Origin of the sequence: Paenarthrobacter sp. TAF1, assembly GCF_052113825.1 — a bacterium.
In the GTDB taxonomy this organism is placed as follows: Bacteria; Actinomycetota; Actinomycetes; order Actinomycetales; family Micrococcaceae; genus Arthrobacter; species Arthrobacter nicotinovorans.
In genome coordinates, this window is sequence record NZ_JBFRDO010000001.1 from 272919 (window position 1) to 285346 (window position 12428).

Consider the following 12428-nt stretch of genomic DNA (forward strand, 5'->3'; position numbering starts at 1 on the left):
AATCCTGCCATGTAGGGCCTCTAGAACACCCGCCGGGGAAGCCCGACTGAGTCGCACATCACATCTATGACGGCGGTATCAACGTCACAGCCGCTGAAGAGCCGTATCTGCTCTGCCGCCTGGTACATCAGCATCTCCAGCCCCGGGACTACCGCTCCCCCGTGGCCGCGCCAGGCTTCCGCAATGCGGCTTGGCCAAGGATCGTAGGCGACATCCAGCAGGACACCGGCCCCGGTTCCCGGCAGTGCCGCCAGTTCCTCGGCCAAATCGTCAGCGGCGCGGGGCGGGAAGGTCGATATCACCAGGTCCGTGCCCGCAACAGCGGTGGCGGCCTCCGTCAGCGGCCTGACGGAGAGGGAGATCCCGACGGCGGCCGCGGCGGCTTCGGCGTCGCCGGCACGACCGGCGTCGCGGACGAAGACGTCCACGTGGTCTGCGCCAAGTTCATGGACGGCGGCGACCGCAGCAGCGGAAGTACCGCCACCACCGAGGATGGCGGCGTGCGGGGTGGTGGCTACGCCGGCATACCTGACCGACTCCACGATGCCCGCGACGTCGGTGTTGTATCCCGCCCGACGCACCGCGCCGCCGTCGTACTCGAAAACGACTGTGTTGATGACGCCCAACAGGGCGCCGGCGCCCCGGACCTCATCGACTTCACGGACCATGGCCGACTTCAGCGGCATGGTTACGGACAGGCCACACCAGGAGTCTTCTGCACGGAGCGATTCCATGAAGGCCGGAAGGCCGGCAACGGTGACATCGATGGCAGAGTACCCGATGTCCACACCCAGCCTGGCGTAGGCAGCAGTATGCAGCGCCGGAGACTTCGAGTGGGAGATCGGATGGCCAAGGACCGCAGCCCGACGACTCACACACACCGTCCCGCGTTGGCCTGGCACCATGCGTTGTATTGCTCAACATAGGTGTTGTGCTCAGCCAGCGTCTTGGAGAACTTGGTCTCCTTGGTATCCAGGTTGATCGTTACCCAGTACATGTAGTCGTTGGGCGTCGGCTTGGCCGCGGCATCGATCGCGGTCTTGCCCGGCGAACCGATGGGACCCACCGGCAGACCCACATTTGCGTACGTGTTGTACGGGTTGGACTTGTCAGCCTTTTCTTCTTCCGTGACATGGAAGGACTTCCTGCCCAGCCCGTAGGTTACCGTGGCGTCGGATTGGATGAGCCCGCTGGTTTCGACGTTGTTGGGCTTGAGCCTGTTGTAGATGGCGCCCGCGACGTTTCCGTAGTCCGCCTGTCCGCCCTCCGCCTGCACGATGCTGGCGATGGTCACGGTGTCGTACTGCTTGGCGGGATCGGTGATTCCCTGGGCTTTGAGTTCATCCAAAGTGGTGGTGACAAGCTTTTGGATGATGTCCTTGGCGGAAGTGCCGAGTTCAAAGCGATACTCCCCCGGTGCCAGGAAGCCTTCGAGGTTCTTGGCCTTGGCCGGAACGCCGAACTGTCCAGGAGCCTGGTTGAGGGCGTTGAGCTGCTCCATCGGAATGCCTGAGCCCTTGGAAATGGCTTCCAGGGACTCGGTGATACGCAATCCAGCGCTCAACGCGAAGTACATGACCTTGGACGTGTCCTTGTTCACCAGGACCGCAACGGCGTCCGAGTTCTTCATCTCGGTCCGGAACGTAAAGTCACCGGGCGACAACTCACCGCCCTGGCTCGCGAACTCCTTGACGAACGAATCGGCGTCCGCCACAACATGTTTCTGCACGAGGTCGTTGGCTACAGCTTTGGGTCCAGAGCCTTGGGGCACCGTGACGACGACGGAACCCGTGCCGGGTCCCGGGTAGTCGGTAACCTTGTCCATTCCCAGCAACGGCTTCAGGAACTGCGCGCCAACGGCGATGGCAGCGACGAACACTCCCAGCGTCAGGAGGAGGGCAAGGACACGACGACGGCGGCGCGCCTTCTTCGCGGCGGCTTTGGCCGCCGCGGTGGTCACTGCAGGCGCCAACAACTCGTGGGGATGATCGTCGTGGTGGAGTTCATCGTGGTGGAGCTCGTCGTGGTGGAGTTCGTCGTGATGGAGCTCATCCGGGTGAAGCCCGTCGTGAAAGCCATCATGGGCCGCTACGCCGTAGTGCCCGTCATGCTCGGCGTACTCATGGGCCTCAAGGGGTAACGCGGAATGCTCAGCGTGGACCAGTTCCCCTTCACCATGCCCGGCATGGGGGTGGTCGAACCCGTCATGGTCGATCGACCCAGGCTCATGGTCCGGCGCAGGCTCGTGGTCCTGTGCAGGCTCATGGTCCGGTGCGTGTTCTTGGGGCGCAGGGGCTGCTTCGGGGGTGACCGGCGCGTGCACCACGTCATCATGCTCGGCATTCCCGCGCTCATTCTGAAGCTCGGCTACCGGCTTCTGGGCGGGTACCGGCGGGGCGGCAGGTGCTGCCGGCGGGGCGGCTGCTGCCGGAGGGTTGGCGGCAGGCGGGGCTGCAGATGCCGGCGGCGCTTCGGGGACGCGTGGAGCTGGAACAGCAGGAACGGGACGTGGAAGTTCCGCCTCTGTTTCGACCGACAAGGAATCTTCGCCGGGGGTCGCTTCGGGAACGGGTACGACGTTGTGGTTCTGCGTGGCGAGGAATCGTTCCCGCGCCCGCAGCTCTTTGCGGGTCAGCGGCATGCCGCCGCCGGCGGTACCGCTGGAGGGGTCGTTGTTGACCGGGCTCACAGTTGCAGTCCCCTCGTTGAAGTATCGGGTTCACTGCCTGAGGCAGCCTGCAGCGTTGGGGCACTGCTGGGCTTTTCGGACTCCGCCGGTGCCTGCACTCGGCGGCCGATGTCCGTTCCTCTGGCTTTTTGCATGTCGATCGCGTGCTGGAGTATTCCAGCAGCAGCAACCTGATCAACCACTTTACGGTGATTCCTGCTGCTCATGCCAGCTTCGTGCAGGTTGCGGTGTGCCGTAACAGTGGAAAGCCGCTCATCGACGAGGTTCACGGGAATGTCCAGACCGGCGCGGGCCAGCTCTTCCACAAGGAGCAATGCGTACTCGGCAGCCATGGCCGCGGAGCCGCGCTCCTCCCCCTTCATGGTGCGGGGAAGGCCCACAAATATTTGCACCGCAGGCAGCTCAGCGGCGTGTTTGACCACCAAACGGACATCGGAGTTCTTTTTGGCATCGCGCCCTACCGTCTTGAACGGCGTGGCGAGAATGCCGTCAGGATCGCACTGGGCAAGGCCGACCCTGACGGTACCGACGTCTACCCCCAGCTTGATACCCCGGGGGTAGACGTCATCGTTAGTACGGGCGGACACCGTCAGCGCTTGGCAATCGCGTCCACCACCGCTGTGAGGGCCTCAGAGACCTTCGCAGCGTCGGTGCCACCGCCTTGGGCGACGTCGTCCTTGCCGCCACCACCGCCACCGAGGATGCCTGCAGCCAGGCGGACCAGCGCACCGGCCTTCACTCCGGCCTCGCGGGCGGCTTCGTTGGTGGCGATGAGGATAACCGGGCGATCGTTGCTGACCCCGGCAACGGCCACTGCGGCGGCGTCCGAACCGAGACGGCTGCGCAGGTCCAGGGCAAGGTTCCGCAGGTCATCTGCGCCGCCCACCTGGCCGGCGTCGTGGGCAACTACGCGCACGCCGGCTGCGTCCTTTGCCGTTCCGACGAGGTTGGCGGCTGCTGCCGTGAGCTGTTCCTTGCGGAGGCGGTCGAGTTCCTTCTCCGTGGCCTTGAGCTTGTTCAGCGTGCTCGAGATGCGATCGGCAAGCTGGCCGGACGGGACCTTCAAAAGCTCGGTCAGTTCAGTCACCAGTGCGCGCTCCGCGGCAAGGTGACGGAACGCGTCCAGGCCCACAAAGGCCTCGACGCGCCGGTTTCCCGAACCAACGGACTGCTCGCCCAGCAGCGAAAGGCTGCCGATGAGGGAGGTGTTGGATACGTGGGTGCCACCGCACAACTCACGTGACCAGGCGCCGTCGATCTCGACGACCCGTACCTCGCTGCCGTAGTTCTCGCCGAAGAGGGCCATGGCGCCCAGCGCCTTGGCCTCTGCCAGGCCCATCACCTTGGTGTCAACGCGGTAGTTGTTCCGGATGGCGATGTTGGAGACTTCTTCAATCTCGGAACGCGTGGCGGGGCTGAGGCCCTCACCCCAGGCGAAGTCGAAGCGCAGGTAGCCGGCCTTGTTGTAGGAGCCGCGCTGGGTAGCTTCGGGCCCAAGGATCTGGTGGAGGGCGGCATGGACAATATGCGTTCCGGTGTGGGCCTGCTCTGCGGCGTGGCGGCGTTCACGGTCGACGGCGGCCCGCACCAGTGCGTCGGAGGCAATCTCACCCTCGCGGACGATGGCCTTGTGAACGCTCAGGCCCTTGATGGGACGCTGGACGTCAAGGACCTCCACCACGAAGCCGTCACCGGTGATGAGGCCGGTGTCTGCTGACTGGCCGCCTGCTTCGGCGTAGAACGGGGTTTCGTTGAGGACAAGCTCAATTTCGTCACCCGTGGAGGCATGTGCGACAGCACGGCCTGCGCTGACGATGCCCCGGACCTTTGCTTCGCCCTCAAGTTCGTCGTAGCCCGTAAAGACGGTCTCACCCTTGCCGAGAAGCTCCTGGTAGGCGCTGAGGTCGGCGTGGCCGCCCTTCTTGCCCTTGGCATCAGCCTGTGCGCGCTGGCGCTGTTCAAGCATGAGCGCGCGGAAGCCTGCCTCATCAACCTTGAGGCCGGCTTCTTCGGCCATTTCCAGGGTCAGGTCGATCGGGAAGCCGTAGGTGTCGTGCAGCGCGAAGGCATCGGCGCCGGACAACGGAACTCCTGCAGCTTTCGATTCGGCCACAGCGTCTTCCAGGCGGGCCGTTCCCGAAGCAATGGTGCGGAGGAAGGCCTTCTCCTCGGCGTAAGCAATACGGCTGATGCGCGCGAAGTCGGTTTCCACCACCGGGTAAACGCCCTTCATGGCGTCGCGGGAGGCGGGAAGAAGGTCAGGAAGGCATGCCTTCTCGACACCGAGGAGGCGCATGGCGCGCACAGCCCGGCGGATGAGGCGGCGCAGCACGTAGCCACGGCCTTCGTTGGACGGCGCCACACCATCGGCAATGAGCATCAGGGCGGACCGGATGTGGTCCGCGACGACGCGCATGCGGACGTCATCGGTGTGGTGCGGGTCCTCCGGCGACTCGGCCGAGGTGTACTCGCGGCCGGACAGTTCGGCAGCCTTGTCGATGACCGGGCGGACCTGGTCGGTCTCGTACATGTTCTCGACGCCCTGGAGGATCATCGCCAGGCGCTCCATGCCCAGGCCGGTGTCGATGTTCTTCTTCGGCAGCTCGCCGACGATATCGAAGTCCACCTTGGAACGGACGTTTTCGATCTGGTACTGCATGAACACAAGGTTCCAGATTTCGATGTACCGGGTTTCGTCGGCCAGCGGGCCGCCTTCGATGCCGTACGCCGGGCCGCGGTCGTAGTAGATTTCCGAGCATGGGCCGGCGGGGCCGGGCTGCCCGGTGGACCAGTAGTTGTCAGCCTTGCCCATGCGCTGGATACGCTCAGCCGGGATGCCGGTGTTCTTGAGCCACAGTTCCTTGGCTTCGTCGTCCTCTTCGTAGACAGTCACCCAGAGGCGCTCGGCAGGCAGTCCGTAACCGCCGTCGTCCACGCTGGTGGTGAGCAGTTCGAAGGCGAACTTGATGGCATCTTCCTTGAAGTAATCACCAAAGGAGAAGTTGCCGCACATCTGAAAGAACGTTCCGTGGCGGGCAGTCTTGCCTACCTCCTCGATGTCACCGGTGCGGATGCACTTCTGGACGCTCGTGGCACGGCTGTAGGGCGGCTCTTCGCGGGCGGTCAGGTAGGGAATGAACGGCACCATTCCGGCCACAGTGAAGAGAAGTGACGGGTCGCTGGAAACGAGCGACGCGGAGGGAACGGCGGTGTGGCCCTTGCTGACAAAAAAGTCCACCCAGCGCTTGGTGATCTCCTGCGACTTCATTAGCTGATTACTTACCCTTCTCAATTCACTGCACACGATGTGCGCGGTACCGGCTGGTGCCGTTCCGCAGCTTTCCATTCTGCCCTGTTGAGGGCCTGGGAGCGAACCGCTCCGCTACCGTCCGCCTGCTACGGCGTCGTCAATTCCAAGCGCTGCGCGGAGATCCTCTTCCCGCTGGTGCATGCCGGACCGCACTGCGTCGGCGAAGTCGAACAGCCCGTCAGCCATCCGGCCAACCGCACGGTTCAAACCTTCGGGGCCCAGGTTTGCCTGTGCCTCGGTGATCTTACGGAAGGCGATGACGCCGATTGCGACGCCAATGCCCATCCAAACAATTCTCTTCATCGGTTTATGGTCTCCCGTTGATTCAGCGGCTGCGACGGCCGGAGGAAGGGGTCCGGCGTGCGGCGAAAGCCGAGCGGACTCCGTAGCTGAAAGCAGCCACCTTGATCAGCGGCGACCCAACCGTGGCGGCCACGAGCGAGGACAGCGCGGAGATGTTGGCTGACGCGTCCGAGACGTTGGAGGCGATGCCATCGACCTTCTTCAGCTGCTGGTTGGTGGTAGTGACCGTGGCAGTCACTTCGTCCATCAAAGGCGTGGCGCCGTCGCTGATGGAACGGATGGAGGTGCGGACCTCATCGAAAACGCCGCCCAACTTCAGAATGGGCACAGCCAACAGCAGAACCAGGAGCGCGAAGACTCCTGCTGCGATGAGGCCGGCAATGTCGCCACCAGACATAGAACACTTCTCCTAGGATCGTTGCGCGGCCTTGCACCAGCCGCATCGCGGCTTTGGCCAAGGCCTCCCCCAGTACCTTACCTATAGTGGCCCGGTACCTTATAGACAAAGAAGCCCGCGGCGGTTGCCACGGGCTTCTTTGTCTGTGCTGCTTGAATTTAGCGAGCGTAGAATTCGACGACGAGCTGCTCTTCGCAGATCACGGGGACCTCAGAGCGCTTCGGGCGACGAACCAGGCGTGCCTGCAGGGCGTCGATCTTGACGTCCAGGTATGCGGGCACGTTGTTCAGGACGTGTGCACCGGCAGCGGCGACCTGGAACGGTGCCATGACCTCGGAGCGGCTGTGAACGTGGATGAGCTGGCCTTCGCCAACGCGGAAGGACGGGCGGTCCACGCGGACGCCGTCAACCATGATGTGGCGGTGCACGACGAGCTGGCGTGCCTGTGCGATGGTGCGGGCAAAGCCTGCACGGAGCACGAGGGCGTCCAGACGCATTTCGAGCAGCTCGACCAGGTTTTCACCGGTCAGGCCCTTGGTGCGGCGTGCTTCTTCGAAGGCACGGGTCATCTGGGCTTCGCGGATGCCGTACTGGGCGCGCAGACGCTGCTTTTCGCGCAGACGTACGGCGTAGTCGGAGTCCTGCTTCTTGCGGGCACGGCCGTGCTCACCGGGGCCGTACGGGCGGCGCTCCATGTACTTGGCGGCCTTGGGGGTCAGAGCAATGCCGAGTGCACGCGAAAGGCGTGCGGTACGGCGAGCACGAGTGTTGTTAGCCACTTGTGTCCTTCCAATTACTGCGGTGTATCTGTGTTACTGGCCTCCATCAGGGAGAGCATCGGCCAACCGCTGCCTCTTGCTACTGGCCCGGGCGCGCAGCACCGTTGAAGAAATCTTCAAGGGATTTGGCGTCGGGTCATGCCAGACAAGGATCAATCCTACCACGGGCGTTGGAACCGCCCTGCCTCCGCTACTCGCCGCGGACGATCTTCCGGAGCCGCTCCAACCTGGCCGCAATATCCCGCTCCGCGCCGTTGTTGGTGGGCTGGTAGTAGTCCTTGCCGACGAGGTCGTCCGGCGGGTACTGCTGGGTGGCTATCCCGTGCGGCTCATCGTGGGCGTATTTGTAGCTGGTGCCGTGGCCCAGTTGCTTGGCACCGGGATAGTGGGCATCCCGCAAATGCATCGGAATGCCGCCGCCATAGCCTGCACGCACATCCGCCACCGCTTTGTTCAAGCCCATGTAGGCGGCGTTGGATTTAGGCGCCGTTGCAAGGTGCACCACGGCCTCGGCCAGCACAATGCGGCCCTCAGGCATGCCGATCAACTGCACTGCCTGCGCCGCTGCCACGGCGGTCTGCAATGCGGTGGGGTCGGCCATGCCGATGTCCTCGGCGGCGGAGATCACGATCCGTCGGGCCACGAAGCGCGGGTCCTCCCCGGCTTCGAGCATCCGGGCCAGATAGTGCAGTGCCGCATCCACATCCGAGCCGCGGATGGACTTGATGAACGCGCTGGCGACGTCATAGTGCTGGTCCCCCGCGCGGTCATAGCGCACCGCCGCAGCGTCCAAGGCCCGTTCCGTGTGGCGGAGTTCCACCAGCACCGCGGCGTCCGGCGCTTCGCCTTCGACGGCGGCCGGGTCGTCGACGGCGGTTGAGTCACCGAAAGCTACCCCGGCAGCGGCTTCCAATGCCGTCAACGCACGCCGGGCGTCGCCTCCGGACAGCCGCACGAGATGATCCAGCGCTTCCGGGCTGAGCTCAACGCGGCCCGCGAGTCCGCGGGCGTCGGACACTGCCCTCTGCAGCAGTCCCGAGATGTCATCGTCAGTCAGCGGCTTCAGCGTCAGCAGCAGCGAACGCGACAACAGGGGCGAGACCACCGAGAAGGACGGGTTTTCCGTGGTTGCTGCCACCAGCACGACCCAGCGGTTCTCAACCCCCGGCAGGAGGGCATCCTGTTGGGCCTTGTTGAAGCGGTGGATCTCGTCCAGGAACAGGACGGTGGTCTTCTTGTACAGGTCACGGGCCGTCAGGGCCTCGTCCATGACCCGGCGTACGTCTTTGACGCCGGCGGTGATCGCAGACAACTCAACAAACTTCCGGCCGGGACCGCGGGCGATCACATGCGCCAGGGTGGTCTTTCCTGTTCCAGGCGGCCCCCAAAGGATCACCGAGCTGGGGCCGGCCGGACCGGCAGCCTCTGCGCCGGCCGCCAGTTGCCGGAGCGGGGAACCGTGACCGAGCAGGTGCTGCTGTCCCACAACGTCGTCCAAGGTCCGTGGCCGCATCCGCACTGCCAGCGGACTGCGTTGGGACGCCATCCAGTTGGCGTCCGAGGGTCCCCCTGCGGCAGGCTGCTCCTCCGACTCGTCGTCGTCCACTGCGCCGGCACCAAAGAGATCTTCCACATGGATAGGCTACTCATAGTTCCAGCAAAGGAGACATCGACGTGCACCGCCCAGCATCGGCCCCGCAACGCAGGGGCGGCAGCAGGACCGCCTTAGTGCCCGGGGAAAGGCTGCAGGGGTGGGTGGCCCGGTTCGCCTCAAGCCACGGCCCGGTTGAGGAGGACCTGGACGACGGCGGCTTGCTGCTGCGGGCGGCCGACGGAGGTGAGGCCCTGCTGCGACCGCCGTGGCCGGCTGACGGCAGGCCGGGGCGCGGGGCGACAGAGCTGGACCGGCTCGCCTCACTCGCCACCCAGGAGCGCGGTCTCGGGCTGCTGCTGGTCCGGAGGGGTGGCTACGCCCTGGCTGCTGCCAGCGGTTCCACCATCTTGGCCTCGAAAAGCGGTTCGCGCTTTATCGACGCCAAGACCACGGCGGAACACGCCGCACGGATCTTCTCCGGCCACAGGATTGAGTACATCGTTCCCGGTGGTGACCGGACATTGGTGGACCAGGTCCTCGCCCACGCATCCCTCAAGGCAGTTGCCGCCCGGACAAGGCTCGCCTTCCTGGATGTCCAGGAACCGAAGTCAGCCGTCCTGCCAAAAGCTGCAGCTGACGCCTGCTCCGTCCGGATTACGGTGTCGGATGCACCTGTTCAGCAACCGCCTCAGCAGCCGCCGGGCGCTCGTTTCAGCGGCGCCTGACGATAAAGATAGCCACCCTGGTCAGTAAAACCCGCCTGCAAGTAGAGGTCCCGGGCTCCTTGATTGGCCGCGGTAACCAGCAGCCAGAACCCTTCGAGTCGCCGTTGGCTTCCGGCGCGCAACAACGCATCCAGAATCCTTGTAGCGTATCCACGCCTGCGGTGCGCCGGCGATGTCGCCATGCTGTAGATACCGCCCCAGCCGTCCACCAAGGCGAGACGCCCAACGGCGGCGGGAACGCCGTCGTCGTCCCTCAGCAGGGCGTAGAGCGAGGGGCACGCGGCAAGAATTCTGTGGGCGACCGACAGCTCTGCCTCGCCGCCGCGGCCATCCACCGACCACCACAGGTCCAACCATTCCCGGGTGGGATGGTCGTTGAGTTCTACGCCAGGCCCGGGGGCAGCCGCGGATGTCCCGGCAGCGTCCCTGACCATGATCCTGGTTTCTGACTGCCGGGTGAAGCGCTGCTCGTCCAGGACGGTATTGAGGGCTTCGCTGCGGGGATCGTTGAAGACCTGGAAGATCAGGGGAAGCCGCCGGTCCCGGTACCAGCGCGCGGCGGCCTGGACCGACCGGCTGATGCCGTCGTGTCCGGTCTGGTGGGACACCCTGGGCCACACTGAGTTTGCCCGTTGCGTCACTCCCTCCGAAGCGCGAAGCACCCACTCCCCCGTCTCCTCCCGGTCAAGGGCAGGCCAGGCCTTATCCATGAGGTCTTCAAGGAGTGCTTGCTCCATCATCTGCGGCACCTCTCATATGCGGGAAATTATGTGGCACGAACACCAAAAGGCCCCCCACCATGGTGGAGAGCCTTTTGGCCAGGACTTTACTCGGACGCGGTTGCCGGCTTGGCCGCAGGTTTGGCCTCCGGCTTGAAGTCGACGCCTGCCTCCTTGCGCTGCTGTGCCGTGATCGGAGCAGGCGCCGCAGTCAGCGGGTCATAGCCGTTGCCCGACTTCGGGAAGGCGATGACGTCGCGGATGGACTCCACACCGGCGAGCAACGCGACGACGCGGTCCCAGCCGAGCGCCATTCCGCCGTGGGGAGGTGCGCCGTACTTGAAGCCCTCCAGGAGGAAGCCGAACTTCGTCTCAGCGTCTTCCTTGTCCAGGCCCATGAGCTGGAACACCCGTTCCTGCACGGCCCGGTCGTGGATACGGATGGAACCGCCGCCGATTTCGTTGCCGTTGCAGACGATGTCGTAGGCGTAGGACAGGGCCGACTCCGGGTCCTTGTCGAACGTGTCCAGGAATTCGGGCTTGGGCGAGGTGAAGGCGTGGTGCACTGCTGTCCACTGGCCACCGCCAACTGCCACGTCACCGGAAGCGACGGCAGCGGCGGCCGGCTCGAACATCGGGGCGTCCACGATCCATACGAAAGCCCAGTCGTTGGGATCGATGAGGCCGGTACGGTGCCCGATCTCAACGCGCGCGGCACCGAGCAGTGCCCGGGCGGCAGACTTCTCGCCGGCTGCGAAGAAGATGCAGTCTCCCGGTTTCGCACCAACAGCGTCCGCCAGGCCTGCACGCTCGGTTTCGGTGAGGTTCTTGGCGACCGGACCGGCCAGTTCGCCGTCTTCCTTGTAGAGCACGTAGGCCAAGCCCTTGTGACCGCGCTGCTTGGCAAATTCCTGCCAGCCGTCCAGGGTACGGCGTGGCTGGGACGCGCCGCCCGGCATCACGACAGCACCAACGTAAGGGGCCTTGAAGACGCCGAAGTTGGTGTCCTTGAAGAAGTCGGTCAGTTCAGTCAGCTCAACACCGAAACGCAGGTCCGGCTTGTCGGAGCCGTACTTGGCCATGGCGTCCAGGTACGTCATGCGGCGGATCGGCGTAGGGATTTCGACGTCGATCAGCTGCCACAGTGCTTTGACGATTGCCTCGCCGAGTTCAATGACGTCGTCCTGATCCACGAAGCTGGCTTCGATGTCCAGCTGGGTGAACTCCGGCTGGCGGTCTGCGCGGAAGTCCTCATCGCGGTAACAGCGGGCGATTTGGTAGTACTTCTCGAAGCCACCCACCTGGAGAAGCTGCTTGAAAAGCTGCGGCGACTGCGGGAGGGCGTACCAGGAACCCGGGGCCAAGCGGGCCGGAACAACGAAGTCACGGGCGCCTTCCGGCGTCGAACGCGTCAGCGTGGGTGTTTCGATCTCAACGTAACCACGCTGGTGGAGGAGCTCACGCGCTACGCGGTTGGCTTCCGAACGGAGGCGCATGTTGCGTGCGGGGCCGGGGCGGCGGAGGTCGAGGTAGCGGTGCTTGAGACGTGCTTCCTCGCCAACCTCAACGTGCTCGTCGATCTGGAACGGAAGGGGCTCGGAAGTGTTGAGGATAACCACGTTGTCGGCGATGACCTCAATTTCACCCGTCGCCAGGGCAGGGTTTTCGTTGCCTTCGGGACGCTTGTTGACCGTGCCCGTCACCTGGAGGACGTACTCGTTCCGGAGGCCGTGGAAGACCTCCTCCTCACGGACAACCACCTGGGCAACGCCGGACGCGTCGCGCAGGTCAACGAATGCAACGCCACCGTGATCACGGCGCCGGCCCACCCAGCCGGCAAGGGTAACGGTTTGTCCAATGTGCTCGGAACGAAGTGATCCGAGGTCATGTGTGCGCAGCACAGCATTCCTTT

At 64.5% G+C, this 12428-nt stretch carries 11 protein-coding genes; 1 reads left to right on the top strand and 10 read right to left on the bottom strand.

Features of this window, described 5'->3' with window-relative positions; translation table 11 throughout:
• Positions 1-20 precede the first annotated feature (20 nt).
• The 8 genes from AB4Y81_RS01240 to AB4Y81_RS01275 form a co-directional block, all read right to left on the bottom strand.
• A complete protein-coding gene (locus AB4Y81_RS01240; RefSeq protein ID WP_441994890.1) occupies positions 21-875 on the bottom strand; it encodes a shikimate dehydrogenase family protein in 855 nt (284 codons plus the stop codon).
• Complete coding sequence (gene mltG, locus AB4Y81_RS01245) at positions 872-2689, bottom strand: endolytic transglycosylase MltG (protein WP_441994892.1); 1818 nt, start codon at positions 2687-2689, stop codon at positions 872-874. The genes AB4Y81_RS01240 and mltG overlap by 4 nt, the downstream gene beginning before the upstream one ends.
• On the bottom strand, positions 2686-3276 hold the full coding sequence (ruvX, locus tag AB4Y81_RS01250; protein WP_018777742.1) for a Holliday junction resolvase RuvX: 591 nt from the start codon (positions 3274-3276) through the stop codon (positions 2686-2688). Before ruvX ends, mltG begins: the two co-directional genes overlap by 4 nt.
• A gap of 2 nt (positions 3277-3278) precedes the next feature.
• Positions 3279-5957: an alanine--tRNA ligase gene (alaS, locus tag AB4Y81_RS01255; protein ID WP_018777743.1), complete on the bottom strand. Its 2679-nt coding sequence runs from the start codon at positions 5955-5957 to the stop codon at positions 3279-3281.
• Positions 5958-6071: 114 nt separating this feature from the next.
• Positions 6072-6302: a hypothetical protein gene (locus AB4Y81_RS01260; RefSeq protein WP_026267164.1), complete on the bottom strand. Its 231-nt coding sequence runs from the start codon at positions 6300-6302 to the stop codon at positions 6072-6074.
• A 22-nt stretch (positions 6303-6324) separates the two neighbouring features.
• Complete coding sequence (locus tag AB4Y81_RS01265; protein WP_018777745.1) at positions 6325-6699, bottom strand: DUF948 domain-containing protein; 375 nt, start codon at positions 6697-6699, stop codon at positions 6325-6327.
• Positions 6700-6857: 158 nt separating this feature from the next.
• On the bottom strand, positions 6858-7478 hold the full coding sequence (gene rpsD, locus AB4Y81_RS01270; protein ID WP_018777746.1) for a 30S ribosomal protein S4: 621 nt from the start codon (positions 7476-7478) through the stop codon (positions 6858-6860).
• A gap of 190 nt (positions 7479-7668) precedes the next feature.
• Entirely contained in the window at positions 7669-9111 is a 1443-nt protein-coding gene (locus tag AB4Y81_RS01275; protein WP_018777747.1) for a replication-associated recombination protein A, read from the bottom strand.
• Positions 9112-9152: 41 nt separating this feature from the next.
• On the opposite strand from AB4Y81_RS01275, the gene AB4Y81_RS01280 reads away from it, so the two are divergent.
• A complete protein-coding gene (locus AB4Y81_RS01280; RefSeq protein ID WP_275779537.1) occupies positions 9153-9797 on the top strand; it encodes a Vms1/Ankzf1 family peptidyl-tRNA hydrolase in 645 nt (214 codons plus the stop codon).
• Here the strand turns inward: AB4Y81_RS01280 and AB4Y81_RS01285 are convergent.
• Together AB4Y81_RS01285 and aspS are read right to left on the bottom strand one after the other, a co-directional pair.
• The gene (locus tag AB4Y81_RS01285; protein ID WP_441994895.1) at positions 9761-10537 is read right to left on the bottom strand and encodes a GNAT family N-acetyltransferase; all 777 of its coding nucleotides are present in this window, start codon (positions 10535-10537) and stop codon (positions 9761-9763) included. The genes AB4Y81_RS01280 and AB4Y81_RS01285 overlap by 37 nt on opposite strands.
• Before the next feature lie 86 nt (positions 10538-10623).
• On the bottom strand, positions 10624-12417 hold the full coding sequence (gene aspS, locus AB4Y81_RS01290; protein WP_018777750.1) for an aspartate--tRNA ligase: 1794 nt from the start codon (positions 12415-12417) through the stop codon (positions 10624-10626).
• Between the last annotated feature and the right edge of the window lie 11 nt (positions 12418-12428).

Coding starts and splice junctions, on each gene's coding strand:
- alaS (WP_018777743.1), bottom strand. CDS start 5,957: ATGAAGTCGCAGGAGATCACCAAGCGCTGGGTGGACTTTTTTGTCAGC.
- AB4Y81_RS01260 (WP_026267164.1), bottom strand. CDS start 6,302: ATGAAGAGAATTGTTTGGATGGGCATTGGCGTCGCAATCGGCGTCATC.
- AB4Y81_RS01265 (WP_018777745.1), bottom strand. CDS start 6,699: ATGTCTGGTGGCGACATTGCCGGCCTCATCGCAGCAGGAGTCTTCGCG.
- AB4Y81_RS01285 (WP_441994895.1), bottom strand. CDS start 10,537: ATGATGGAGCAAGCACTCCTTGAAGACCTCATGGATAAGGCCTGGCCT.